Genomic DNA, 25,895 nt, shown 5'->3' with positions numbered 1-25,895 from the left:
GATGGCGTTTGATCAGTCCACACGCAATACGCTTCAGCGCTTTGTAAGCGCAGCTCGTGGAATTCTGGAAGAGGAGTTCACGCGACAGCTTCAGAACGACTACGGATTGGACCCTGACTCGGGCACGGTCTCTTTGCTCGAAAGCCTACGTCACATAACCGACCAACAGCGTGAGACGGCGCGTATTCTCCGTGCCACGCTTGAACACTATTGCGCTGGTTCGGACACAGACGCGAAAGCAGGCCTAGACCGGATCGTCCGAGAGCAGGCCTTTACGATCTTCAACCGGCTCGCGGCCTTGCGTATGGCCGAGGCGCGCGGTCTCCTAATCGAGACTGTCGGCAACGGCTATCAGTCTCAGGGCTTCCAACTCTACTCACGCCTTGCTGGGACTGGTCTCGGTGAAACTGGCGATGCCTATCGGGTCTTCTTACAAAGCGTGTTCGATGAGTTGGCGCAGGATTTGCCCGGGCTCTTTGACCGGTTCTCGCCGCAAGGCCGCCTGTTCCCTCGCGAGACCGCGCTCCTCGAGGTGATCGATCTCATCAACCACGGAGAGATCGAGCCGCTATGGGGTGAGGACGAGACGATTGGTTGGATTTACCAGTACTTCAACTCGAAGGAAGAGCGCAAAGCGATGCGCGATGCGTCTCAAGCCCCGCGCAACAGCCGCGAACTGGCAGTCCGCAACCAGTTCTTTACGCCGCGCTATGTGGTGGAATTCCTCGTCGACAACACGCTTGGCAGGCTTTGGTTTAACTGGACGGGCGGCGAGACCAGCCTGCGCGACAGGTGCCAATACCTTCTTGTGAAGCCGGATGAACATCCGGAGCCGGCCAAGCGTCTTCGCGATCCGCGTACGATCAAGCTTCTCGACCCTGCATGTGGCTCCATGCATTTCGGGCTTTATGCCTTCGACCTGTTCCAGGAAATCTACCGTGAGGCCTGGGATTGGGAGCAGGCCCATGGCCCCGGCTGCCTGGACACGGAGACTGGTGGCAGCGATGAGCTAAAGCCCCTCAGTCAGACCTACGCCGATCAAGATGCGTTCTTGCACGACGTGCCGCGACTGATCATCGAGCACAACATCTACGGCGTTGATATTGACCCACGCGCGGCGCAGATCGCGTCGCTTGCTTTATGGCTCAGGGCGCAGCGCGCTTGGCATGAGGCAGGCGTGAAGGCCAAGGATCGACCTCAGGTCGGGCATGGCAATGTGGTGGCAGCGGTCGCACCTCCTGCAGAAGTCGAGTTGCGCAAGCGGTTCATGGAAGAACTCGATCCGCTGGATGCAGAGCTGTTCGAAAAGACGTTGTTCTTGCTCAAGGGGCTGCCGGAGCTTGGAGTACTGCTGCAAGTCGAGAAGGAATTGCCTGCCCTGGTGCGTCAAGTATTTGGCGAGCACGGCGACCTCTTTCGAGAAGAAGATAAGATGCAGTGGCAGAAGGCTGAAGATAGGCTTGGAGAGGCACTATCCAGCTATGCGCATAGCGCGAAGACAAGCTATAAGAGACGGCTGTTTGCGGAGGACGCTTTGCAGTGTTTCCGCATGATCGAAATGCAGAGCTACGTTTTTGATGTAGTTCTTATGAATCCGCCGTTTGGAGCAGTATGCGCGTCGACAAAAACATACCTAACCAGAAATCACCCGAATAGTCGTCAAGACATTCTCGCTATGTTTGTTGAGCGGTCCGTCGATATGATTCGAACTACCGGCCTGATTGGGGCAATAACATCGCGAACAGCATTTCTTTTATCAAGTTATACGGAATGGAGGCAAAAAACCATCCTGGAAGACACCAAGATGTTAGCGCTTGCCGACTTAGGGAATGGGATTATGGACGACGCAATGGTCCAGGCGGCAGCTTATGTGCTGGAGAAAGCAAAATGACCTGCTTTATCCGCCTGATCGAAAGTCAAGAGAAGCCACGAGATCTACTGCAGGCAGTAGAAGATTTTCGCTCTGGTGAAGCTTTGAGCAGTTATGTCGAAGTAGACCCTTCAAGCTTCCAAGACATACCTGGGGTCTCTTTCGCATATTGGGTTTCGCCAAATGTGAGAAGTCTTTTCAAGACATTCCCCTCTTTTGGCTCTGCCGGGCGCAGTGTCACACAAGGTCTGGGCACTGCGGATGATTTCCGTTTTGTTAGGGCTTGGTGGGAAGTAACTTCGAATGCCGAGAATTCAAAATGGCAGCCGTATGCGAAGGGTGGAGCATATTCGAGTTACTACGCAGATATCGACCTTTTTGTTAAATGGGGGGAAAACGGTCGTGAGCTCCGAAATTTTTCTGATCCGAAGACGGGAAACATAAAGTCCAGAGTGCGGGGTGCAGATAGATACTTCTTACCCGGTTTTACATATACAAGCTTCACAAATCTTGGATTTGCTCCACGCATCCTGCCTAAAGGCTGTATCTTTTCTGTAGTTGGAATGGGAATCCACGGAGCGAATCTTGCCGAACTTGCCTTGCTCAACTCCACACCATTCAAGAGACTAGCCTCAATGACAGCTGATCATCGCGCCTGGCAGGCTGGCGTGATACAGCGCACACCCATGCCAGATGTTGATGGAGAAAAAAACTCGATTTTGGAGGGGCTAACCCGGCAGTCTTGGACACTCAAACGTATTCTCGATTCAATCAATGAAACCTCTCATGCATTCACATTGCCTGCAGCAATTCGCGCGCGATTGGGGGAGTACGATCCGTCGCACATTGAAGGCGTGCTCGACGACATTCAGGCCAAAATCGATATTATCGCCTTTGAACTTTATGGGTTCAATGATGCAGACCGAGCCGCTGCTCTTGGTCCGACCGATTCCTCTGACGAAGATTTGGGCGAGACGGAGGTTGGTGAAGACGACGAGGATGCTTTCGCGGTGGATCAAACCGAAGGCCTATTCAGCTGGGCTGTTGGAGTCGCCTTTGGCCGTTTCGACTGGCGTTTAGCTACTGGTGAGCGCGAAGCCCCACCCGAGCCGGAGCCATTTGATCCCCTGCCAGCTAAAAGTCCTGGGATGCTCACTGATTTTGCAGAGCCGTTTCATGCTCATGCCGGTATCCTTGTGGAGGACCAAGGGCATCCGCATGATCTGTCCAGATTGATTGAAGAGGTGCTCGCCCGCGTCGATGCTGAAACGCGTGGAGATGTACGCCGCTGGCTACAGCGCGATTTCTTCAAGTTTCATCTGGGACAGTACAGCAAGAGTCGCCGCAAGGCCCCCATCTACTGGCCGATCTCCACTGACACAGGCAGCTACACTCTTTGGCTCTACTATCCTGATCTGACTAGCCAAACGCTCTACACGGCTGTGAATGATTTCCTTGAACCAAAGCTGAATGAAGTTCGACGCGACCTGGCAACATTGCGCGACAAAGGCAGTGCTCGCTCTAGTTCAGACGAGAAAGCATTGGAGAAACTCCAGGACCTTGAGTTCGAACTCATCGCGCTTCGTGACGCGCTCCTTGAGATCGCTCCGACCTACCGTCCCAACCACGATGACGGCGTTCAGATAAGCGCTGCTCCGCTCTGGCAGCTATTCCGTCACAAGCCGTGGCAGAAGGTTCTGAAGGATACGTGGACCAAGTTGGAGAAGGGTGACTACGATTGGGCGCACCTGGCTATGGCCTACTGGCCAGACCGCGTGCGCGAGAAGTGCAAGACAGACAAATCCCTCGCCATCGCGCACGACCTGGAACATCTCTACGTCGAACCCGAGGATCGGGCATGAGTATTGCCGCCTTCATCCGTGACACCATCTTGCGCCCTCGTCTGATCGAGGCGGGGTGTATGGTCGTCTACGATCCAGACGGGCGATACCAGAGCGTGTGCGCGAGCCTTGAAGACGAACGTGTTCGCGTCGTCGATGCAAGCAGCAGCAGCATCAAGAGCCGCCTGGCTGCCATTGAAGCCCTGCAGGATATCGGGCGACCAAAGAGCACGCTGGATGCTGTGCTGGTCTATGTCCCTAAGCGAAGGCCAGAGACTGATGAAGAGAAACAGATCGATCCGTTTTCGATCTACGCGCAGGCCGGGGCGGTGTTTCCCCGTGATGACGGGGATGACTACCTAAGTCTTTGCCTCCGCGCCAAGCCTGATCACTCAACGGAGATAAGGCGCGTCTTTGCCAACTCGCCAGGTGGTCCGACATTTTCAGTGGTCGACGCCGTGGGTAGCGGTGCGAGTTGGCCGCAACTGCGCGCCGCGCTGAAGGTCGAGTCTGGACGTGAAATCCTTGAAGCCTTGCTCGCCCCAAGCGAGAAGCAAGCGGCGGCGCTCAAAGCTCAAGATGGATGGAGCGAAGAAGCGCGGGAGTTCCTATCCGCAACGCTTGGCATGAGCGTTAAGACGAGAGGCAAGACCTGGAGTTCCATCTCTGACGAGCTGTGGCGGTTTGTGCTCTTCAGCGAATTTGTCTTCGACTTGCCAGCGGACCTACCGGAGCAGCTCCAGGGCGTTCCGCATGCTGTTGCTGAAGCGAAACCAATTATTGAGGACGTCTGCGAGAGGTTGAGAACCAGTCCGGCGAGCCGAGATGTCTACATCGAACGCGCCGAGCAAATCGAGCAAGAGCTCTCGCTAGACAGGATATGCGCAAGTATCGAAGACCTGGGCAGCAGGGATACTTTCCCCTTCGAAGAGCGGACCTTCCTGAAGCGAGCCATCAAGGGCCTGCTTGAAAATGACCTCAACGCTGCGAGGGCCACCATCGGAGCCCATGGGCATTCGGTGTGGATCGGTCGTGGAGAAAGCCAAGCACAGTGGGAGTTGATCAAGGCTAGCTTCGCCTTGATTGAGAGTTGCGACGACAACGAGCGACAACTCCCAGATCACGCAAAGTCACAGAGCGCCCTGATTGAGTTTTACATTTCAAGCTTGAGGGAAACTGATCGACTTCAGAGGGAGTTCGAGCAGGCGCTCTCCGATTTCTTGGATCATCAAGACCTCTTGTCTGACGTGGTCGAGTACTCGAGGTCAAAATACAGACGCCTCGCTGAGAAGGTACAGACCGCCTTTGTGAAGCATCTGGAAGCATCGGGTTGGCCCCCGCAGGGACGCCTGAGCAATCTCGATGTCTACGACAAGCATGTGGCGAGCAAGCTGAAGGAAAGCGGTCGAAAGGTCGCCTATATCCTTGTAGATGCCCTGCGCTACGAACTCGGTGTAGCGCTTGAAAAAAGGCTTGCGGATGATGGCCCGGTTGAACTTCAAGCGGCGTACGCGCAGCTTCCGACCATCACGCCAGTTGGAATGGCAAGCCTCCTCCCTGGAGCGCGCGAAGACCTCAGGTTGACAGACGAGGCCGGTAAGCTCGTTCCCAGGCTTGGTGATGCCAAAGTCGCGAATGTCAGTCAGCGTATGGATGTTCTAAGGAAGCGGTTGGGTGACCGCTTCCATGAAATGACCCTAAGCGATTTCGTAAAAGCGAAACCGCGCCTTTCCAAGACTGTTGATCTTATCGTGCTGCGCTCAACTGAGATCGACAGTCAGCTCGAGAACAACCCGGAGAGCACCCTCGGGCTCATCCCGAACACGCTGAAACTTGTTCGCGTGGCCCTTCACAAGCTGCGCGAGCTTGGTTTCCACGACGCAGTTATCGCCACAGATCACGGCTTCTTCTTGAATGGGCACGCATCTGACGGCGACGTCTGTTCGAAGCCACAAGGCAATTGGGCCGTAAACGCACACGACCGTGCGTTCCTAGGAACGGGTAACGCGGACAATCATAGTGTTGTAATCGATGCGGCCAAGTTGGGGGTGCGTGGAGACTATCAGCAAGTCGCTTTGCCAAAGAGCATGGCTCCTTACAGAGCAGGACATCTTTACTTTCACGGAGGGGTATCGCTGCCGGAGGCGATCGTACCGGTCTTGGTCGCGCGACTGGATACCAAGGATCTGTCGGGCTCCGGAAGCTTCCGTGTTGAGCTCAACTACAAGCGTGGCGCTAAGCGGATCACAACGCGGGTGCCGGTAGTGGAAGTGAGTGCATCGTCTGAAGACATGTTCACACAGGACAAAAACATTGAGGTCCTTCTCGAAGCTCAGTCCGCACAAGATGATGTCGTAGGAGAGCCGCGCCCAGGCGGGGACGTAAACCCAGCCACACGAACCATCACGCTGCGGCCCGGCGAGAGCAAACAAATCCCCATTCGCATGGAGCCTGAGTTTGAAGGAAAATTTAGGCTGAAGGCCCTCGATCCGGTAACGATGGCCGCCTACGCCAGCCTTGATCTGGAGACTGACTATGCCGTTTGAAATGGAAATGGATGACCTCGACAAGAAGCTCAACGAGGTCTTCGACGGCAAGGTCGTCCGCAAGGACCTACTGCATCGCATTAAGAAAGGGACGAACGTGCCTACGTTCGTCCTGGAGTTCCTTTTGGCACGGTATTGCGCAAGCAACGAACCAGCGGAAATCCAAGCCGGTATGGAAGCCGTTCTAGCGACGCTTGATGAGAACTACGTTCGCCCTGACGAAGCAAATGCCGCTCAATCTCGGGTTGCCGTAAAGGGCAGGCACAAATTCATCGACAAGGTGCATGTGCGCTACGTCGAGAAGGACAAGCGTCATTGGGCAGCGCTCGAGAACTTTGCATCCCAAAAAGTCGCCATCGCCGAGAAGTTCTACCGCGACATCGATCGACTTCTTGAAGGCGGTATCTGGGCTGAGGTGACCATCGCACACAACGATATCGACGAGGACAACTACGCCTTCTACGTAGAAGACTTGCGTCCCATCCAGCTGAGTCGCTTCGACTTCGAAGCCTACAAGGAAGGCCGTTCAAAGCTTACGAGAGACGAATGGCTGGACGTGGTCCTGAGGTCGGTCGGCCTCGAACCAGGCACGCTGTCACATAGGGAAAAGCTGCACTTCATTGCTAGGCTCGCGCCCCTCGTTGAGGCTAATTTCAACTTTGTCGAGCTTGGTCCGCGCGGCACCGGGAAGTCGTACTTCTTTAGTGAATTTTCCCCGTACTCGACGCTGATCAGCGGCGGCCAAGCGACGAAGGCAACGCTGTTTTACAACAATGCCCGCAACAAGATCGGGCTTGTTGGCTTCTGGGATACCGTTGCTTTCGACGAGGTTGGTGGGATCAAGATCAAAGACCCAGATACCATCCAAATCATGAAGGACTTCATGGCCAATGGTCGGTTCTCGAGGGGTGTCGAGATCATTGCCAATGCGAGCATGGCCTTCGTGGGAAACATCGATCAGTCGGTGGAACAAATCGTTCGTTCATCCGAGCACGACCTCTTCCTACCGCTCCCTGCTGAGTTCGATCTGGCCGTGATGGACCGCTTTGCCTGCTACTTGCCTGGCTGGGAGATGCCCAAGACAAGCAGCGCGTACTTGACAGACCGCTTTGGGCTAATCACGGACTACTTGGCTGAAGCGTTTCACTACCAGCTCAAGCACAATAACAGATACGAAGAGGTCTCAAGCCGGGTGAAGCTTGGGAGCAATGTCGAGGGGCGCGATGAGAAGGGTATCAAGAAGACGCTCTGCGCGTTCTTGAAAATCCTCCATCCCGACGGCGCTCCCAGCGACGAGGATTTCTTCGAGTACGTCGAGTACGCGATTGAGTGTCGTCGTCGCGTGAAGGAGCAGATGAACAAGCGCAAACCAGATGACGAGTTTGCGTTGATAAACCTTTCCTATTTCGCGCCAGATGGTCGTGAGGTGGTGGTTCATTGCCCGGAGACTAAAGGTATTGCCGCGACGCTCGAACCTGCGCGCCGCACGCTTTCCGGAAAGGCCTCTCGACCGAAAATGGTTGAGATCAAAGAACCGGAAGTGGCGACCCAACAGAGAGCTATCTCACCCGAAGTTTCGCAGCCCGTTGAAGCTGAAGTCCCGGAAGAGCGGCACTACACCATCGCCTATGGGGACGTTGGGCATACCTACGACACGATCGTCGGACCATACCTGGCAAAGGCGAAGAAGGTTTCGATTGAAGACCCGTACATTCGTGCACCCCATCAGATCGCGAATTTTGTGCGCTTTTGCGAGACAGTCGTGAAAAGCCCGACCGTGCGAGAGATCCATCTACTGACCGGATATGATGAAAACACCGATCTTGCGGGGGTGGAGAGCAAGATTGAAGAGCTCAAACAGAGCCTGCTTGAGCGAGACGTCGTACTTTCAGTTGAGATCGACAGCAAAATTCATGACCGGGAAATCAGGATCGATGACTTCTGGATCATCAAGATCGGACGAGGTCTCGACTTCTATCAGAGACCGGAAGGCTGGTTCGCGATTGGAGCAAATGACTTCTCGCTCAGGCCGTGCCTGGAGACAAAAGTCGACATCTTCAAAGCAACATAACTTGTGGCAAACTAAAATTTCTGAAGATGGTAGAACTAGCTGATTAAGCCTAGTTTCGCATTATTGTTGGGGCAAATCCCTGAAACGATCAAAGTTGAACCTGTCATGTGAAGCATGAGCCATCTTTCTTCTTAAGGGGGCTCTGTTGCACAAATCGGTTGAAGGGCAGGCTTCCCCTTTCCCCGGACGGACTCATCCTACGGGCTCAGTGACGGGTATGCCAAGAGCGGTGTAGCGGTTGAGCACCGCGATCCGGATCTGGAGCTCAGCGACCTGCCGGTCGAAGTCTCTGGCCATCAGGCCTTGGCCAAGGAGTTTGACGCAGTGCATCTTCGTCTCTGCGCGGCTTCGTCGGTGATAGCCTGTCAGCTTTCGCCAGAGTGCCCGTCCGAGATATTTGCAGGCCCTCACGGCTTCGTTTCGCGCGATAGCACCCGCCGTAGTTGGCTTCCAGAGTTGCGCATTCTTGCGTGGTGGGATGACGGCAACGGCACCTCGAGCGGCAATCACATTGTGACATCTGCGCGTGTCATAGGCTCCGTCAGCGGTGACCGTGGCAATCTCTTGGTCGGGCGGGATCTGTGCCAGCAGGTCGGGTAACATAGGGGCGTCGCCGACGTTGCTTGTCGTGACACCGACTGCGCGGATCTCCAGTGTTTCCTCGTCCATACCAAGATGCAGCTTGCGCCAAAGGCGCTTCTTTGACCCGCCATGCTTGCGGGCATTCCACTCTCCCTCGCCCTCGGCTTTGATCCCGGTCGCATCGATCAGCAGGTGCAAAGGACCCGTTCCTCCGCGATAAGGGATGGCGACGCTCAGGGTCTTCTGGCGGCGAGACAGAGTGCTGAAGTCCGGCACTTTCCAGTCAAGGCCTGCCAACCGCAGCAGGCTTTCGACGAACCCGGTCGTCTGGCGAAGGGGCATGCCGAACAACACCTTTATCGTGAGACAAACCTGTATCGCCGCGTCGCTGAACTCGGGTTGCCGCCCGCGCTTGCCGGTGGGTGCCGCGTGCCAGGTCATATCGGGATCAAACCAGATCGATAGCGAACCGCGCTGCTTCAGCGCCGTGTTGTACGAAGGCCAGTTCCTGGTCTTGTACGTCATAAGGGACCAACTGCTCATGCTCGCCAGCTACCACGCTGGATTCACACAGGGAATCCCTCACCCCATTTGTGCAACAAAGCCTTGCGAGGTTCATATATATTGCACTAAAATCACAATCAGTGCGTCTAGAAAGCGAAATATGGAAGTGGAGAGGAATGTGCTTATTGATGGACTAAATGCTGCAGTGACTGGTGGTTTGGCTGCATTCTTTTTGTCACTTATCGCAACGCCTTTTTTTGTATACAAACACAAGAAAGATGTAAAATCACTTCTTGAAAAAGAGAGGCTAGGCTTAATTGATGAAGCCGGCCTTAGAAGGATCGAAGAACTGCGGAATTTGGGGAAATTTCCCGCTAAATTAGAAATACGAGAAACTGAACAAGTTAAAGCAAGTTTTAGGCTGGAACGAAAGGTCGGCGAGGTTATCAAGATATATAAAGGTTATAAGATCGTGAGGCAAAGCAAAGGAGTGAGCGTTGGTGAGCACCCCTTGCCCAATGTAATTGAGGCTGAAAGGTGGATTGATGAAAAAATCAAGCGCACCCCCAAAGATATTGAAATTCGTCCAATGCGCGGCAGTTTGGTAAAGGCCGCAGAAACTGCAGAAACTGCAAAAACTGCAGAAAATATAGATATAGCTCCTACCAAGGGAGCATTAGGTAGCAAAAATGACAATTTTCACCAATTCTTAAAAGAGGCGCTAATGATGTACAAGCAAGGCTTGCTGAGCGAAGCCGCTATAATTGAGATAATTGTTGGACGAGAAGAGCGCGAACGCCTTGCTGGGTCGGCAAAAAAAACAGAAATCACTTAATTATAATTATTTTGAATTTTGGTAGTTTTTAGATTATTTATGAATAATTATTTTATTATCTGAAATTTTATTTTTAATAATGTCAGTATTGCGGTTTGATGGCGCGATCCAAACGTCGGAATGTAAGGAGGCGCCATGGGATAAATTCTTTAAGACTGCAACACTACAACGCACGGTGTCAGAACAGCAATACAGCGATCGCAAGTTTCGCTCGCGACGCAGAGCCGAAAACTCGGTATCAATGCAAAGACGGTCGGAAATTGTCGCCAGCGTAAAACGGTCGAGGATCGCAAGATCATGATCAATGGACACACCATGGACGAGCCGATGACTACTTTGGACGCGGACCTGCTGGCCTACTCGATGGACGAGCTACAAGCGATGGGCCGCAATTCTCAGATGCTATTGGGAGCGAGAGTGGCGCGGGAACTGGAGACGCATCCGCAGCCCGACGTATTACGGATGCTGGAACTGCGTCGGCAGATGGAGCTGACACAATTTCATCCCGCGCTGGTCTCCGCGGGCCGCTCGCGCTCAGGCTTGGGGTTAAACTGGTATCTTAGGTGGATTTCTACTTTGAGATTTTCGTCCAGATGCGATGCGAGTTTCATGAAACAATTAGTCCGACTCAGAAACTTGTTGGCCTGTCACAAAGACAGCCCAAGAAGTCAGTAGGCCCCGCCGCTGATCTAAAAAATCGGTGCGACGGTATGCGCGCACGACCGAGCTGTCAGCCTTGTGGGCCAGTACCATCTCCGCGACTTCGTGTGGCGCATCAGTGCAGTCGGCGAGCCATTCCCTGAGGCTAGTGCGAAATCCGTGTGGTCGCGCTTCAAGGCCTTGCCGCTTCATTACCCCCGACATTGTCATGTCGCTTATTACGCCTTTACGTGACCAGAAAAGAAAGCCGTTGCGCGCATGGGGGCTGGCCTGCTCGATAACATCCAAAGCCTCTGCCGAGAGCGGAACCCTAAAAGCCTCGACAGCCCCAACACGTCCTTTCATGTCATCTGCTGGGACGGTCCAGATATCGCCGCTGATATCTTCCAGCTTGAGGTTGCGGATTGGGCCTGAACGCACACCAGTGAGTATGAGTAGCCGTAGCGCAAGATTGCCGAGCGTCGGTTCGCGCAGTGTGGTGTAGAAAGCCGGCACCTCTCGCCACGGCAACGCGGGAATGTGCTCGACCTTGTGGCGTTGTTTTCCGAGCAGCGCTTTGGCTTTGTCGACGACCTGAAGATCGACATCAAGCCCGAGCGCGGCTGCGTGCCCAAAGACCACCTTCAAACGATTGACTGCCTTGGTCGCTGTCGCTGCCTTTTCGTGCCAGATCGGAGCGAGGCAATCTCGCAGGTCTCTTTGAGTGATTTGCACAATTGGGACGGCGCCCAGCTTAGGCAGGATGTGGTGCTCCAGCGGAGACAACCAGCGTCCTGACTTTCCCTCACCTTTCAACTCGGCCTTGCGCGCTTCAAAGGCTTCAAGTGTGACACCCTCAAGGCTTGCTCCCAAACGATTTGCGCGATCTCGGTCTCTTTCGGAAATGGGGTCGTACCCAAGCGCCCTACGAGAGCGCCAATGCGCGGCCTGTTCTCGGGCTTGCTTCAGTGAAATATCTTGGATTGACCCGAGACCCATCTCTCGACGCCTGCCGTGGAGACTGAAACGAAAAACCCAGTAGCCGCCCCCGGTTTCATCTTTGACGAGGCGCAGGCCGCCTCCATCTTCGTGTTTGCCAGCAGGCATTGATGTGATGGCATTGCTCGGAAGCTTGTGAAGGGCGCGCATCCTTTCCTCCATTTACTCCCCCATTATGTGTGCGATGCCTTGATTGTCGTCAAGACATGATGAGGCATAATGGTATTTATTTTAAAGGGAAAATGGGGCGGAATGAGCGGCGCTGATACATGATGAGTTATATTCCTGGTGCTGCCCCCGGGCACCACATAATTCATGTAAATCTTTGTAATATAATGGATATATCCAAGAGGGGCTTTCTATTATCCCCCTAGTTATACACCTTTTGTGTTTTGCTTCGGGTCTTGTGTTTTGCTTCGGGTCTTGTGTTGTCGCCCAAGCCGTTGTGCTTGAATGCCACCTAGCCTGTTTTCTATGAAACGCGTCCTTTTCACGGGCGAGCCACACATTCGATTCTTTGCTTCGCATACGCCAGTCAGGTCATGCGGCTAGACCTGCCTGAGAACGGCGGAGCAAAACCAGACGGGTATCCGAAATTCGTGATTGTTTACAGAAGACTTGTCAAAGAAGGATTCCCCGATTGGGTTGATGTGAGTATCTCCAATGACCATTTTCAGCCCAAAACGGACATTCATTCTGCGACGCGGCGGAAATGACATTTCGGGAGGGTTGGGCGGGAAGCGGAAGTTCGCTGCGGCCGCATTGTAGTCAGTCGAAAACAACAAACCGGACGTCCAAACTGCCATTGCGTGGCCTTTTTCGGTTGGCACCACGAAGGGAGCGAAATTTTTCAGTCGTGAAATAACCAAATAATTGGTCACTCTCGCATCAGCAAAACCGTTATTGGTTTTGGGTCGACGATCCTCAGTCCTGTCTGTGGAACGCAAGAAAGGGATTGCTGCGCTGCGACTGTCGGCGGAACTTGGCAGGCGATTGTCCGTGTTCCTTGGTGAATGCTTCATAGAAGGCGGAAAGTGACGCGAACCCGCTGTCCAGCGCAACCGTGCCCACTTTCGCCTCGGTTTCGATCAAGAGCATTCGGGCGTGTGACAATCGCGCCCGTGTCAGATGCTTCTTGATGCTGACCGTCATGACATCGCGGAAAATCTGACCGGCCCGGGCCGGGGACAAACTGCTTGCTTCGGCAATGTCCTCGACCGAGATGGGTAGGGTAAAGTTGTCAGAAATGAACCGAAGCATCGCTTCAACCTGCCGCATCGTCGCCGACCTTGCCGAAAAGGGCGTGGCCTGTCGCGGTGTCGACAACAGCGTTGACCATCCATCAAGCGCAAGGCGCCGCAGACGGCATTCGATTTCTGCAAGATGTGTCCTTCGCCAGGATGCCGCGTCACGTTGTCTTTCATTGTAGAGCCTGTCGATCAGCAGCGCGTCGATTGGATCGGGTTTTGCAGAAGCGATGACCTCGCCGGACAGAACCGCCTTGACCAGTTCGGACGGCAGACCCCAGCGGACGAATTGCCCCAGGGTCAGGTAAATATTTGTGATCCGCCCCTCGCCGACAACGTCTGTAACCCGATGGGGCGCTGCCCCCCAGAAAACCACCAGACGGTTGGCTTCAAGATGCGCGGTCCGCCCTGAAAAAGAATACTTCATACTGCAGTCTTGCAGGAAATTCACCTCGACCGACGTGTGGTGGTGAAACGGCGTGTCGAAAAGGGTCGGACGGTGCCGTTCGATGATGAACCCGTTGGGGGCGGGAACGCGCGTCTGGTCCACCGCTTCCGAAAAGGGGATGGTCGCATCGATCGAGTGGCTGTTTCGGGGCATCCAATTTTCCTTTCGGCGAGACATGGCTGTTGCCATCCTTTGGGCCTTATCAAACTGTAACTGTGAATCAAAAAAACCGGAAGAGAATGTTGAAAAACCGGAAGCGGCAAGTCGCCGGACCGTGCGACAGATTGGGCGTCTAAGGGAGGACATCCAATGATTCACAAAGCAACACGAACCGGGTTTCTGCTGGGCGGCGTTTGTGCCGCCGCGCTGGGAATCACCGCAGCCAATGCCGATGAAATGCCGCCCGAGCAGAGCCTTGCCGGTCTGGAATACGACCTGATCGGTCGTGACGACCTGTATTCCTATCGGGCACTCGAGTCTTACAATCAGGCGCCGTTCCTGGATGCGCTGGTTGAAAGCGGTGCACTGCCGCCCGTCGAAGATCGACTGCCGGCGGAACCGCTTGTTTTCAAGACCTCGGCCATGTCCGACGGTATTGGTGAATATGGTGGCGTCTTCCGCCACGTGATCGGCGGTCGGCCTGAAGGGTTCAACTGGCTTGCCGGGCAGCATCAGGGCTGGGGCGGCATCAACATGGCCGTTCAGGAATGCCTTGTGCGGCAAGGCCCACGTTGGCAGATCCGTGCCGAAGACCAGACCGGCCCGCTGCCGAACCTTGCCCGCTCCTGGGAATGGAACGCGGATATGACCGAGCTGACCATGCACCTCGTCGAAGGGGTCAAGTGGTCTGACGGCGATCCGTTCGATACCGACGACATTGCCTTCTGGTGGAACGACAACGTCGAAGACGAAAACGTTGCGAGCCGCATTCAGGCCGGGTCCTTCGGCGGTGGCGCGACGCTCGAGATCATCGACGCATATACCTTCAAATTCACCTTCCCCAGCCCGCAGTCGGAAACCGTGGTCGAGGGATTGGCCTATATCCAGGGTTGCCCCGGGCCGAGCCATGTGCTTCGCGATTCGCATCCGACTTATAATTCCGATGCTTCCTACGACGATTACCTGAACGCAATGCCGGCAAGTGATGTTCCGGTTCCAGTTTTGGGTGCATGGGTACCGGTCGAGCACCGTCCTGACGAGCTGGTCATCCTTCGCCGCAATCCATACTATTGGAAAGTGGACGAAGCCGGAAACCAGCTGCCCTATCTCAACGAGATGCATTTCAAATTGACGACCTGGGACGACCGCACGACACAAGCTGTCGCCGGTACCGGTGACTGGTCGAACATGGAAAACCCCGGCAACTATGTTGAAGCGCTAAAGCAAAGCCAAGATGAAGACGCGCCGGTCACGGCAAACTTCGGACCGCGGACTCTGGCGTTTCGGATCGAACTGAACTTCGCCCAGAACATGGCTGACAGCGATTACGACGCCGAATTGCGTGGGTTGTTCCGCGAGCACGATTTCCGCGAAGCGCTTAGCTCGGCAATTGATCGTGACGCTCTAGGACAAGCTTTGGCGCGTGGTCCATTCGCTTATCCATATATGGGTGGTTTCGCGAGCGGCTCGCCCTATTACGATGCGGCTTCGACTGACTTTACTCCGTTCAATCAGAGTTACGCGAGCGAGCTTCTGGCCGGTCTCGGTCTGGAAGACACGGACGGCAACGGGATCTTGAACTTGCCAGGCACGGGCGAAGATCTTGTCATCGACATGACCTTCAAGTCCCAGCGAAATGACGACCGCAAGCAGGTCGACGCGGTGACCTCGCAACTGGCAGAAATCGGGATCCGTGTCCTGCCGACTCCGGTCGATGAAACCAGCTTTGATCCGCTGCGCAACTCTGGCAGCTTCACGGCGATCCTGCAGCGGGTGAGTTTTGTTGTGCCCACGCGGGAAACCTGCGGCAACCTGCCAACGTCTGAAATCTGCCCAGCATTCCACCTGGCCGGGCCTGATGGTCGTGAGTTTCTGCCGTTCGAGGCTGAACTAGCGGATATCGTTCTGCGGTTCAACGCGTCCAGTGACGCGGCTGAACAAGCGGAAATCGCCAATAGGATGCAGTCGATCCTCACAGAGAACCTCTACAACATCGGTCTGGTTCAGGTGCCCGCAGCTCTGCTGGTGAACAAGCGGGTCCGCAACGCGCATCCCGGCACCCCGGTCTTCATGTATGAATGGGCCGAAGATGCCGTGATCCGTGAACGCCTGTGGGTCCCCGCCGACCTGCAGACCGAAGAGCTCCTCCCTGGCACAGTGGCTGAATACTAAGCCCTTGCCGGTTGCTCGCCCTGTCCCCTTGAATAGGGGGGCAGGGCACCCATCGCGCACCGCGCGTGGCCCGTTCAGAATTTGACCCCGCCACAACGGAGTCCGCCATGGATTTCCTCGTCTTTCTTGCCAAGCGCATTGCCATGTCGATCCCCCTTCTGCTGGGTATCTCGATTGTGTCATTCGCGATCATCCAGGCCGTACCCGGCGACTTCGTCGATAGTTGGATTGCCAACACCGCGGCGCAAACCGGCAAGTCTTATGACGAGCTGCTGCCCCATGCAGAAGCCATGCGCGAGAGGCTTGGCCTCGATCAGCCGATTGCAGTCCAATACCTGACCTGGCTCAAGAATATTGTCTTCCATTTCGATTTCGGTATGTCGTTCGAACAGAACCGCCCCGTGACCGAAGTGATCGGCACGCGCCTTCCGCGCACGCTTCTTCTGGCCGTACTGACACTGGTTATCGGTCAGGCGCTTGGGGTGCTGCTGGGCATTTACGCCGCCACGAACCAATACAAACTGGGCGACAACCTTGCGACGCTGATCGCATTCATGGGAATCGTCATCCCGAAATTCGTGATCAGCCTCGTGATCCTCTATTTCCTCGCGATCGTCTGGCACTCGCCTTATATCGGCGCGATCAATTCGCCCCAGTATATCCTTCAGGACGGATGGACTTGGGCAAAGTTCTGGGACTTCCTGAAACACGTCTGGCCGATCCTGCTTGTGTCGATCTGGGCCGGACAGGCCTATACGACGCGGATGATGCGGGGAAACCTGCTTGATGTGATGAACATGCAGTATATCGAAACTGCGCGCGCCAAGGGCCTGTCCCGTCGCAAGGTTCTGTTCAAGCACGCTGTTCCGAACGCCCTGCACCCGGTCATCATGAACCTCGGCACGCGCTTCGACTACATGATCAAGGGCGAGATCGAGATCGCCATCGTGCTGGGCATTCCCACCGTCGGCCCCCTGATCCTGAGCGCCGTCGGCGATCGCGATATGTATGTGGTCGCGGCGATCTTCATGATGGTGGCGGTGCTGCTGGTGCTGGGCAACCTGTTCGCCGATCTCATGCTTGCGCTTCTCGACCCGCGGGTCCGTCGCGCAACGATCAGCCGGAATTGAGGGGCCCCGATGACCGAGAAAACCCCCATGACAACAATCACGCCCGATGGCGCGACCATGAACGCGGAAACCGCAACCGGCCCGGGCCTGTCCTATTGGCAGCTGGTGCGCCGCCGGTTCCTGCGCAACCGATACGGCCTTGTCGGGCTGATCGGGTGTCTGTTCATTGTCGTCACGGCCGTCTTTTCGGGTTTCATCGCCCCCTATGACGGAGAGACCAAAGACCGCGCGGCGATCTACAGCCCGCCCCAGATGCCACGCATCATCGCCCCCGAAGGCGGGCTGACCCGGCCCTATGTCCTTGGCTATGCCGAGGAAATGGACCCGAACACATTCGAGATCACCTTCGTGCCTGATCCGGAGGCTCGCCACGATCTTGCACTGTTCGTGCAGGGCGATCCCTGGACCTTTCTGGGGATGGAATTCGAGACCCGGCTGATCGGAACCAGTGATGGTGGGTTCGTTCATCTTCTGGGCACGGACTCGCTGGGCCGCGATGTGTTTTCGCGGATGGTCGAAGGCACGCGCGTGACCCTTTTGATGGGCTTTCTCGTCATGGCGGCCTCTTGTGTCATCGGGACGATCGTCGGGGTCTCGTCCGGCTATTTCGGTGGACGCTTCGACATGCTGGTGCAGCGGATCGTGGAATTCGTGAAATCCTTCCCGGACCTGCCGCTCTATCTTGCTCTGGTGGCGATCCTGCCGCGGCGGGCGGATCCGGTCACCGTCTTCATCCTGTTTGCGTCGATCCTTGTTCTGCTGCGTTGGGCAGACCTGAGCCGGGAGCTGCGCGGCAAGGTCATTTCCCTGCGGTCGATGGAATATGTCCGCGCGGCCGTGGCGGTCGGGGCCCCGGATCGGCGGATCATTGGGCGTCATATCGTGCCGAATACATCGTCGCACATCATCGTTTGGGCGACCTACCAACTCCCCGAAGTGATCTTGCTCGAAAGCTTCCTGTCGTTCCTCGGCGTTGGCGTACAAGCGCCAATGGTCAGCTGGGGCACGATGCTGAACCAGGTGCGCGACTTCCAATCCTTCGCAGCCGCCCCATGGTTGATGGCTCCGGTGGGGATGATCGTGATCTCTGTTCTGGCCTTCAACGCCTTCGGCGATGGGCTGCGCGATGCAATGGACCCGTATTCCAATGACTGATCCACTTCTGAAAATCGAAAACGTCGTGGTCGATTTCCGTACCGTTCATGGCACCGTGAATGCGGTACGTGGCGTATCTTACGAGGTCGCGCGCGGCGAAACCCTGGCGGTTGTCGGCGAAAGCGGGTCAGGCAAATCCGTCACCGCGCGGGCCATCATGTCTATGCTGGCCGAAAATGCCCGCGTCGGGGCCGAGAGCCGGATCTGGTTTGACGGCATCGACCTTTCAGAGCTGTCAGAGGTTCAGATGCAGGAAATCCGGGGCAATCGGATTTCCATGATCTTTCAGGAACCGCTGACCTCGTTGAACCCGATCTACCGTGTCGGGGATCAGGTTGCCGAGATCATTCAAGTGCATCGCCCGATGCCGAAAAAACAGGCGATGGCCGAGGTCCTGAAGCTGTTCGAAGAGGTGCGCCTGCCGGACCCCGAAGCCCGGCTGAGCCAATACCCGCATGAAATGTCCGGCGGCCAAAGGCAGCGGGTGATGATTGCCATGGCGCTTGCCAACAAGCCTGACCTGCTGATCGCGGACGAGCCGACAACGGCGCTGGATGTCACGGTTCAGGCAGAAATCCTGTCGCTTCTGAAGGACCTGCAGAAATCCCATAACATGGCAGTCGTTCTCATCACCCATGACCTGACCGTCGTCGAGAAGACATCCGACAAGATCGTGGTCATGCGTTACGGCGAGGTTGTTGAGCGCGGAAACACCGCAGAGGTCTTCGCCGATCCACAGCACCCCTACACCCGCCACCTTCTCGCAAGCGAGCCAAAGGGCCGGCCTGATCCACTTGAACCGGATGCACCACCGCTGATGGTGTCGCAGGACATGCGTGTCGCGTTTCGCATCGCACATGGCGGGCTGCTCAGCCGGAAATACACCGATCTTGTCGCCGTCAATGACATTTCGGCCACCATTCGGCGTGGCGAAACCCTGGGTGTTGTTGGCGAAAGCGGGTCGGGCAAGACCACCCTTGGCATGGCCATGATCCGGCTGTTGGAACCGAATGGCGGACAAGTCACCTTTGACGGGACCCGCATCGACGGGTTGTCGCGCAAACAGATGCGACCATTCCGCACCCGCATACAGGTCGTGTTTCAGGACCCGTTTTCGTCGCTAAACCCGCGTATGATCGTCCGGCAAATCCTGGAGGAGGGGCTGATCGTCAATGGCATTGGCGGATCTGCGGCGGAACGGGAAGAGATGATTGGTCAGGCACTTGACGACGTGCAGATGCCCAGAGACGCTATGCAGCGTTTCCCGCACGAGTTCTCCGGCGGGCAGCGCCAGCGTCTTGCCATCGCACGCGCTTTGGTCCTGAAGCCCGAATTCATCCTCCTGGATGAGCCTACATCGGCCCTCGATCTATCGATTCAAGCCCAGATTATCGACCTGCTGCGCGACCTGCGCGCCAAACACGACCTGAGCTATATGTTCATCAGCCATGACCTGAAAGTTGTCAAAGCGCTGTGTCACAACGTGATCGTCATGCAGCACGGCGATGTCGTCGAAACCGGCCCCACCTCCCGCGTCCTCGAGAATCCGCAGAAGGAATACACCCGCCGACTTGTCGATGCGGCTTTCAAGGTTGTCGCATGATGCCCCTGCCAAAGAACCGCAATCGGATCGCATGCCTTCCCGATTTCCGAACAAACCGGCACTGGTCGGCATGTGCTGGCCAGCGTCCTACCCCTGCAAATCAAACGAAACACACCCAATCAGAAGAGAGTTCACATGAGCGGACCTAAGATTGCATTTATCGGCGCGGGCTCGACCGTGTTTATGACAAATATCATTGGCGACGTCCTGCAACGCGAAGCGTTGAAGGGTGCGCATGTCGCCTTGATGGACATTAACCAGACGCGGCTAAAAGAAAGCGAGATTGTCTTTGAAAAGCTGGTGATGTCGCTGGATGTTCCTGCAACCCATTCGCTGCATACCAACCAGCGTGAAGCTCTGGAAGGGGCCGACTTCGTGGTCGTGGCGTTCCAGATCGGTGGGTTTGAGCCTTGCACCGTCACCGACTTTGAAATTCCCAAAAAGTTCGGATTGCGTCAGACGATTGCTGACACACTGGGCATCGGCGGGATCATGCGCGGCCTGCGGACCGTCCCCCACCTGTGGTCAATCTGCGAAGATATGATGGCGGTCTGCCCCGACGCACTCTTGCTGCAGTACGTCAACCCTATGGCAATAAACACATGGGCCATCGCGGCGAAGTATCCCAAGATTAAGCAGGTCGGTCTGTGCCACTCGGTGCAGCACACGGCCGCCGAACTGGCAAGTGACCTGAAACTTCCAGTGGAGAAGATCCGCTACAGGTCGGCCGGGATCAATCACGTGGCCTACTTTCTCGAATTCGCAGAGATCATGGAGGACGGCACTTACCGCGACCTCTATCCGCAACTGCAACAGGGCTACGCCAACGGCACATTCCCGCGACCCGAAAGCAGCTGGAATCCCCGCTGCCCCAACAAGGTCCGCTACGAGATGATGAAGCGCCTGGGCTACTTCGCCACAGAAAGCTCCGAGCATTTTGCGGAATATGTACCGTGGTTCATCAAGAAAGGGCGCGAAGACATTATCGAACGCTTCGGCATCCCTCTGGACGAGTACCCCAAGCGCTGCGTGGAACAGATCGCAAGCTGGCAGGACCGCCTTGAAGAGTTCAAGAACTCCGAAAAGATCGATGTCCCGAACTCGGTCGAATATGCATCCGAGATCATGAACTCGGTCTGGACCGGCACGCCCAGCGTGATCTACGGCAACATCGCGAATGCGGGCTATATCCCCGATCTGCCAGAGGGTTGTGCCGTGGAAGTGCCTTGCCTTGTCGACCGCAACGGCATTCAGCCCACGCGCGTGGCTGACCTGCCGCCGCAGTTGACTGCCATCATGCGCAGCAACATCAACGTGCAGGAACTGACGGTGAAGGCGCTGCTGACCGAAAATCGCGAGCATATCTACCACGCCGCCATGATGGACCCACACACGGGTGCTGAGCTTGACCTCGACCAGATCTGGTCGCTGGTGGATGCCCTGATCGAGGCCCATGGCGATTGGTTGCCCTCGTGGTTGTCAGGCGCACGGACGATGCGGGTGGCATGACCGGTCTGCCGCAAAAGCATGTGGTGATTGTAGGCGGCGGGACAGCAGGCTGGCTCGCCGCACATCTGCTGAAAGCAGAGAGCGCACGGCAGGGCCTTCGGCTGTCCCTCACTCTGATCGAGAGCTCGAAAGTGCCCACAATCGGGGTTGGCGAAGGCACCACCTCTGTCTTTCGCGGCGTCTTGCAGTCCTTGGGATTCGACGAAGAGGACTTCTTGGCAAAGACCGACGCGACGATCAAATACGGTATCCGGCATCGCGACTGGCGACGCCTTGGCCACAGCTATGACGGGCCGATTGATGACGTCTATGCCTTGGCAGACAAGATTCCGGGTGGCGGGTCTTGGATCGATACTTTCTGTGTCGCTGCAGGTCGGTCTGTTGCATCGCCACATGTTTTTGCGGCGCTGATGAAGGACGGCAAGGCACCGGTGGCAGATGTCGCGGGTCGCCGCGTCGCTGTGAGCAGGTTTCACCACGCCTACCATTTTGACCAGGCGAAAGTCGGGGCCTATCTGCGAGACAAGGCGACCGGCATTGCGCAAATTGACGCGCTGGTCGAGGGTGCTGTGCATGACCCCGACACCGGCCACATTACCGCGCTAACCCTAGATAGCGGCGAAACAGTCGCCGGAGACTTCTTTATTGATTGCACTGGATTCCGACGCACTCTGATTCAGAGTGCGATGGGTGCCGGTTGGGTCAGCTATGCCGACGCATTGCCGGTGAACCGTGCGATGCCGTTCTGGCTCGACCTTGCCGAGGATCAGGAGATCCCCACCTACACGCATGCCTGGGCGCAAAAGTCCGGTTGGATGTGGCAAATCCCGACACAGGGCCGCATAGGCTGTGGGTATGTCTACTCGGATCGCCATACGACACCTGATGCCGCACAGGCCGAGATCGAAGCGGCACTTGGGCACAAGATCACACCGCGCGCAGACATTCCAATCAGTGCAGGCCGCCTGACCGAAACATGGCGCGGCAACGTTCTAGCGCTCGGCTTGGCGTCAAGCTTTCTGGAACCACTTGAGGCAACCTCAATCCACGGAACGGTGGTTGCGCTTTTGCTTTTCTGCCAGCGGCATCTTGGTGCACTGACTGGCACCGATCACGACGGTCAGTCGCGCTACAATGCGGCAATTGCCGGACAGGTCGACGATTTCCGCGACTTCATCAACCTGCACTATGTCTCGGAGCGCGATGACTCCCCGTTCTGGCGTGACGTCGCAGCTGACTTCATCCTGCCGAAAGTCCGCGAGAAACTGGAGATTTGGCAGCAACGGATGCCCGAGGCCGCAGATTTCAGCAATGACCTTGATGGTCTGCCGCATGTCGAAGAACTGCTGCATTATCCGGTTCTGGACGGTTTGGGATTGCTGAACCGCAAGGTCGCAAAAACGCAGATGGCACAGGATAGGCGCCTGCAAGCTTTCGCGCGCGCGACGACAGATCACCTTGAGAAACAGGCCAGTTCGGTTGCCCGGCAGGCGCTCCCACACCGTCTTTGGCTCGAGACTCTTCCTAAAGAGGACCGAACGCATGTCGGTTGAATGGGTTGCCGTTGATTGGGGAACAACAAACCTGCGTGCATGGATGATCGCGGCAGATGGCCGGATCATCGCTCGACAAACCGCAGCGCTTGGCGTGTCTTCCGTTCAGAAAGGCCAGTTCGAACACACGCTTCTTGATCTGATTGGTGACAGACTGGAGTCCGACCGTCAGACTCCGGTTGTCATCTGCGGCATGGCGGGCGCGCGTCAGGGATGGCTTGAAGCTCCTTACGTCTGTGCACCATGTAACCCGCTGCATCCGGGTCAGGCGGTGCAGCCGGAAACCCGCGACCCGCGCATTGGTGTCCGTATTCTGACAGGCGTCATGCAGGCTCGGCCTTCAGACGTGATGCGGGGTGAGGAAACCCAGATTTCAGGCTATCTGGCCTCTCATCCTGACTTTGACGGGGTGCTGTGTTTGCCCGGCACGCATAGCAAATGGGTCCGCGTCTCTGGCGGATGTATCCAGAGCTTTCGGACATTCATGACGGGCGAATGTTTCAATCTCTTGGCGACAAACTCGGTCCTTTCCCATGTCGTCGCGGGTGAAGGATGGAATGCCCCTTCCTTCATTGCAGCGTTGAAGCAGACGCTCAGCGCGCCGCAGCATCTGACCTCCCAGCTTTTCTCCATCCGAGCTAGTGCACTGTTGGAAGGTCTTGATCGCGCCCAAAGCCGATCTGAGCTATCAGGAATCCTGATGGGGCTTGAGATCGGCGGCGCAAGGGAATTTTGGGAGAAGTCCAAAACGGTTCTGATTGGCCACGACAAGCTGGTGCAAGTCTACCGGTCGGCACTAGAGGCAGTCAGTGCAAAAGTCGAAACGGCAGACGGCGAAATCTGCACCCTCGATGGGCTACGACGCGCATATGACAGCTTGAAGCTACGTCCGGTGGCATGAACTGCGGTCAACAGATGGCGAGAGTCTGTATCTTCGACTTGTACCAAGATGACCTGGACCGGTTTGATCGTGGAGGCCCAATACCTGACCAATGCGAACCTGCCACGTTTGTGAGCAGACAGCAGGAGCTGGCCAGATTGAATGTCCGAAAGTGGTTTGCGACTGCAGAATCCATTTGGTAGCTTTGAAGTCCGCAATGGGCCGTGCGTGTCGGTGATGGCGCGCCCATGAAGCGAAAATGCTGCGGCCAATCTAATGGCGGGAGTGAGCCCAGAGCTACAAAGATACCGCAACATAGCGAAGGTCTGCTTTTGCACTTGGTCGTTTGCTTACAGGAACCGTCGGACCGTTGCCCTGTAGTCCTCGAATGCGGATCCGTATTGTTTTTCGAGCCATGGTTCCTCGGCAAAAGGCGCGGCGATTAGTACGGCTATTCCGAGAAAACCGATCAGAGCTGCTCCGGGCGACGCACAAAGCACGGTCCATCCGACAATCATTGCGATATCCGCCACGTACTGTGGATTCCGGGAGTAGCGGTACATACCGCTTGTGCGAAGCGATCCTTTTGCACCGCCAGTCTGGGCAAAACCAAACTTTGCGGCTTCTGACCAGACAACTACGTTCCCGGCAACAATCGGGGGTAAGCCTACGCCAAACCGCAACCAAGTCGGGATTGGCAGGCTTCCCCATTCAATCACTCCGAGGGCGATCAGTATCCCAAAGAGGGTGAATGTCGGAACCCAAACCAGGATAGGAGTGGTCATGGTATAGCGCCTTGGCGGCCAAAGGCGGCGTTCAGGATATGCGATGGACCAAAGCATCGCGGCAAACGTAGCTGACGCGATTACAAGGCCGATGATGATCAAGACCGTCTGCATCATACTCCCACATGCTCATGGTCGGTGATTCCCCGCCGCTCCGCCAAGGCTTGGCGCACGATCTGGAAGGCCGATGACAGGAACAATCCCGCCATGATGGTTGCCACGATCAGGTCAGGCCAGCCGGTCGCCGTACCCCACACACCAAGTGCTGCAAACATTACGGCCACGTTCCCAATCGCGTCATTGCGCGAACACATCCAGACCGACCGGACATTGGCATCACCGTCCTTGTAGCGAACCAACAGCAATACGCTTGCCAGATTGGTGAGCAGTGCAAGAAAGCCGACAACGCCCATGATCTCAGCCGTAGGGACGCCAACAAAGAAGACGCGATAGACCGTTGACCCGAACACCCAAAGGCCCATCAGAAGCAGGCTGACGCCTTTGAACAGTGCCGCATTCGTGCGCGCACGGAGTGAGGCCCCGATAACTGCAAGCGAAATGCCGTAGGTCAACGCATCACCCGCAAAATCGAGGGCGTCGGCTTGCAGCGCTTGGGACTTGGCCAGATGGCCTGCCGTCATCTCGACAAAGAACATCGTGGCGTTGAGCGCAATGACGATCCACAGCCGCTCCTTGTAATCATCTGAAACGCCGTCAAACTTGCCATCATGTCCGCAGCAACCAGCCATGGAAATCCTCTTTCATCTTTGCTTGCTCATAGTGTAATGTCTCTAGTGACTAGAGGTTCAAGAGGTTTCTTCATGTTTTCTATCGGCGAGCTTTCAAAGCGTACAAAGGTCAAGGTCCCGACAATCCGGTACTATGAGGAAATGGGGTTGTTGGCCGAGGCAGAACGCACGTCCGGTAACCAACGGCGATACGACAAAGCTGGGTTAGAGCGGCTGAGCTTCATCCGTCATGCGCGTGACCTTGGGTTTTCGATTGAAGCGATTTCGTCGTTGATCGAATTGCAGGATCATCCGGATCGGTCGTGCGAGGCGGCAACAAACATTGCCACGTCCCAACTTGAAGAGGTACGCGCGAAGATCAAACGTCTTAGAACACTTGAAAAGGAACTCAGCCGGATATCAAAGGGCTGCGACGGCGAAGGCGTTTCCGAAGACTGCTACGTTTTAGCATCATTGGCCGACCACAACTTGTGCGACAGAGAGCATTAAAAGCCGTGAATGCGGATATTGGACTGCTGAGAATGAACGGCAGCAAAGTCCCGGTGGAATAGCCCCCTGAAAGTGGTCCACCAACTGGGATAGTTTGTCCCGCAAATTGGAGGATCAGCGATGGCTGGG

19 protein-coding genes are annotated in these 25,895 nt (G+C 56.0%); 13 read left to right on the top strand and 6 right to left on the bottom strand.

Annotated features, from left to right (window positions below; genetic code table 11):
• Position 1 precedes the first annotated feature (1 nt).
• The 4 genes from U3648_RS09125 to brxL are packed head-to-tail and all read left to right on the top strand — an operon-like array spanning position 2 to position 8,328.
• Complete coding sequence (locus U3648_RS09125) at positions 2-1,891, top strand: Eco57I restriction-modification methylase domain-containing protein (RefSeq protein WP_420858931.1); 1,890 nt, start codon at positions 2-4, stop codon at positions 1,889-1,891.
• Positions 1,888-3,732, top strand: a complete 1,845-nt coding sequence (locus U3648_RS09120) for a BREX-1 system adenine-specific DNA-methyltransferase PglX (RefSeq protein WP_420858930.1) — start codon at positions 1,888-1,890, stop codon at positions 3,730-3,732. The genes U3648_RS09125 and U3648_RS09120 overlap by 4 nt, the downstream gene beginning before the upstream one ends.
• Positions 3,729-6,257, top strand: coding sequence for a PglZ domain-containing protein (locus U3648_RS09115; protein ID WP_420858929.1), 2,529 nt, complete (start codon positions 3,729-3,731; stop codon positions 6,255-6,257). The genes U3648_RS09120 and U3648_RS09115 overlap by 4 nt, the downstream gene beginning before the upstream one ends.
• A gap of 7 nt (positions 6,258-6,264) precedes the next feature.
• The gene (gene brxL / locus U3648_RS09110) at positions 6,265-8,328 is read left to right on the top strand and encodes a BREX system Lon protease-like protein BrxL (protein ID WP_420858928.1); all 2,064 of its coding nucleotides are present in this window, start codon (positions 6,265-6,267) and stop codon (positions 8,326-8,328) included.
• 192 nt (positions 8,329-8,520) lie between these two features.
• Here brxL and U3648_RS09105 read toward each other — a convergent pair whose 3' ends face one another.
• Complete coding sequence (locus tag U3648_RS09105) at positions 8,521-9,453, bottom strand: IS5 family transposase (protein WP_420394792.1); 933 nt, start codon at positions 9,451-9,453, stop codon at positions 8,521-8,523.
• Positions 9,454-9,592: 139 nt separating this feature from the next.
• Here U3648_RS09105 and U3648_RS09100 point away from each other — a divergent pair, with 139 nt between their 5' ends.
• Positions 9,593-10,249, top strand: a complete 657-nt coding sequence (locus tag U3648_RS09100; protein WP_420858927.1) for a hypothetical protein — start codon at positions 9,593-9,595, stop codon at positions 10,247-10,249.
• Positions 10,250-10,867: 618 nt separating this feature from the next.
• On the opposite strand, the gene U3648_RS09095 is transcribed toward U3648_RS09100, so the two are convergent.
• The 3 genes from U3648_RS09095 to U3648_RS09085 form a co-directional block, all read right to left on the bottom strand.
• Complete coding sequence (locus U3648_RS09095) at positions 10,868-12,049, bottom strand: tyrosine-type recombinase/integrase (protein ID WP_420858926.1); 1,182 nt, start codon at positions 12,047-12,049, stop codon at positions 10,868-10,870.
• Positions 12,050-12,435: 386 nt separating this feature from the next.
• Positions 12,436-12,768, bottom strand: coding sequence for a hypothetical protein (locus U3648_RS09090; protein WP_420858925.1), 333 nt, complete (start codon positions 12,766-12,768; stop codon positions 12,436-12,438).
• Positions 12,769-12,811: 43 nt separating this feature from the next.
• Positions 12,812-13,735, bottom strand: coding sequence for a helix-turn-helix domain-containing protein (locus U3648_RS09085; protein ID WP_420858924.1), 924 nt, complete (start codon positions 13,733-13,735; stop codon positions 12,812-12,814).
• A 156-nt stretch (positions 13,736-13,891) separates the two neighbouring features.
• Here U3648_RS09085 and U3648_RS09080 point away from each other — a divergent pair, with 156 nt between their 5' ends.
• The 7 genes from U3648_RS09080 to U3648_RS09050 all read left to right on the top strand — a co-directional run bounded on the left by U3648_RS09080 (position 13,892) and on the right by U3648_RS09050 (position 23,764).
• A complete protein-coding gene (locus U3648_RS09080) occupies positions 13,892-15,913 on the top strand; it encodes an ABC transporter substrate-binding protein (protein WP_420858923.1) in 2,022 nt (673 codons plus the stop codon).
• A 107-nt stretch (positions 15,914-16,020) separates the two neighbouring features.
• Positions 16,021-17,043: an ABC transporter permease gene (locus U3648_RS09075; RefSeq protein WP_420858922.1), complete on the top strand. Its 1,023-nt coding sequence runs from the start codon at positions 16,021-16,023 to the stop codon at positions 17,041-17,043.
• A 9-nt stretch (positions 17,044-17,052) separates the two neighbouring features.
• Positions 17,053-18,198, top strand: coding sequence for an ABC transporter permease (locus U3648_RS09070; RefSeq protein WP_420858921.1), 1,146 nt, complete (start codon positions 17,053-17,055; stop codon positions 18,196-18,198).
• On the top strand, positions 18,191-19,801 hold the full coding sequence (locus U3648_RS09065; protein WP_420858920.1) for an ABC transporter ATP-binding protein: 1,611 nt from the start codon (positions 18,191-18,193) through the stop codon (positions 19,799-19,801). The genes U3648_RS09070 and U3648_RS09065 overlap by 8 nt, the downstream gene beginning before the upstream one ends.
• 135 nt (positions 19,802-19,936) lie before the next feature.
• Positions 19,937-21,310: an alpha-glucosidase/alpha-galactosidase gene (gene melA / locus U3648_RS09060; protein ID WP_420858919.1), complete on the top strand. Its 1,374-nt coding sequence runs from the start codon at positions 19,937-19,939 to the stop codon at positions 21,308-21,310.
• Positions 21,307-22,863 (top strand): tryptophan halogenase family protein, encoded by a 1,557-nt coding sequence (locus U3648_RS09055; protein WP_420858918.1) that lies wholly within the window; start codon positions 21,307-21,309, stop codon positions 22,861-22,863. The genes melA and U3648_RS09055 overlap by 4 nt, the downstream gene beginning before the upstream one ends.
• Positions 22,853-23,764, top strand: coding sequence for a 2-dehydro-3-deoxygalactonokinase (locus tag U3648_RS09050; RefSeq protein WP_420858917.1), 912 nt, complete (start codon positions 22,853-22,855; stop codon positions 23,762-23,764). The genes U3648_RS09055 and U3648_RS09050 overlap by 11 nt, the downstream gene beginning before the upstream one ends.
• A 329-nt stretch (positions 23,765-24,093) precedes the next feature.
• Here the strand turns inward: U3648_RS09050 and U3648_RS09045 are convergent, their stop codons facing one another.
• Together U3648_RS09045 and U3648_RS09040 are read right to left on the bottom strand one after the other, a co-directional pair.
• Complete coding sequence (locus U3648_RS09045) at positions 24,094-24,645, bottom strand: methyltransferase family protein (protein WP_420858916.1); 552 nt, start codon at positions 24,643-24,645, stop codon at positions 24,094-24,096.
• Positions 24,642-25,277, bottom strand: a complete 636-nt coding sequence (locus U3648_RS09040) for a cation efflux transmembrane domain-containing protein (protein WP_420858915.1) — start codon at positions 25,275-25,277, stop codon at positions 24,642-24,644. Before U3648_RS09040 ends, U3648_RS09045 begins: the two co-directional genes overlap by 4 nt.
• A 72-nt stretch (positions 25,278-25,349) precedes the next feature.
• Here U3648_RS09040 and U3648_RS09035 point away from each other — a divergent pair, with 72 nt between their 5' ends.
• Positions 25,350-25,766 carry a MerR family transcriptional regulator gene (locus U3648_RS09035; protein WP_420858914.1) on the top strand — a complete coding sequence of 139 codons (417 nt, stop codon included), beginning with the start codon at positions 25,350-25,352 and terminating at the stop codon, positions 25,764-25,766.
• Positions 25,767-25,895 lie beyond the last annotated feature (129 nt).

Origin of the sequence: Marivivens marinus (genome assembly GCF_035969385.1) — a bacterium.
Classification (GTDB): Bacteria; Pseudomonadota; Alphaproteobacteria; order Rhodobacterales; family Rhodobacteraceae; genus SELP01.
Note: the sequence above shows the minus strand (reverse complement) of the source record. Positions and strands in the feature narration are given on the sequence as shown.

Bases quoted from the DNA above. Each gene is read 5' to 3' on its own strand.
- U3648_RS09125 (WP_420858931.1), top strand. From the start codon at position 2: ATGGCGTTTGATCAGTCCACACGCAATACGCTTCAGCGCTTTGTAAGC.
- U3648_RS09075 (WP_420858922.1), top strand. From the start codon at position 16,021: ATGGATTTCCTCGTCTTTCTTGCCAAGCGCATTGCCATGTCGATCCCC.
- U3648_RS09070 (WP_420858921.1), top strand. From the start codon at position 17,053: ATGACCGAGAAAACCCCCATGACAACAATCACGCCCGATGGCGCGACC.
- U3648_RS09080 (WP_420858923.1), top strand. From the start codon at position 13,892: ATGATTCACAAAGCAACACGAACCGGGTTTCTGCTGGGCGGCGTTTGT.
- U3648_RS09095 (WP_420858926.1), bottom strand. From the start codon at position 12,049: ATGGAGGAAAGGATGCGCGCCCTTCACAAGCTTCCGAGCAATGCCATC.
- U3648_RS09065 (WP_420858920.1), top strand. From the start codon at position 18,191: ATGACTGATCCACTTCTGAAAATCGAAAACGTCGTGGTCGATTTCCGT.
- U3648_RS09105 (WP_420394792.1), bottom strand. From the start codon at position 9,453: ATGAGCAGTTGGTCCCTTATGACGTACAAGACCAGGAACTGGCCTTCG.
- U3648_RS09040 (WP_420858915.1), bottom strand. From the start codon at position 25,277: ATGGCTGGTTGCTGCGGACATGATGGCAAGTTTGACGGCGTTTCAGAT.
- U3648_RS09115 (WP_420858929.1), top strand. From the start codon at position 3,729: ATGAGTATTGCCGCCTTCATCCGTGACACCATCTTGCGCCCTCGTCTG.
- melA (WP_420858919.1), top strand. From the start codon at position 19,937: ATGAGCGGACCTAAGATTGCATTTATCGGCGCGGGCTCGACCGTGTTT.
- U3648_RS09035 (WP_420858914.1), top strand. From the start codon at position 25,350: ATGTTTTCTATCGGCGAGCTTTCAAAGCGTACAAAGGTCAAGGTCCCG.
- U3648_RS09120 (WP_420858930.1), top strand. From the start codon at position 1,888: ATGACCTGCTTTATCCGCCTGATCGAAAGTCAAGAGAAGCCACGAGAT.
- U3648_RS09085 (WP_420858924.1), bottom strand. From the start codon at position 13,735: ATGCCCCGAAACAGCCACTCGATCGATGCGACCATCCCCTTTTCGGAA.
- U3648_RS09055 (WP_420858918.1), top strand. From the start codon at position 21,307: ATGACCGGTCTGCCGCAAAAGCATGTGGTGATTGTAGGCGGCGGGACA.
- U3648_RS09050 (WP_420858917.1), top strand. From the start codon at position 22,853: ATGTCGGTTGAATGGGTTGCCGTTGATTGGGGAACAACAAACCTGCGT.
- brxL (WP_420858928.1), top strand. From the start codon at position 6,265: ATGGATGACCTCGACAAGAAGCTCAACGAGGTCTTCGACGGCAAGGTC.
- U3648_RS09045 (WP_420858916.1), bottom strand. From the start codon at position 24,645: ATGATGCAGACGGTCTTGATCATCATCGGCCTTGTAATCGCGTCAGCT.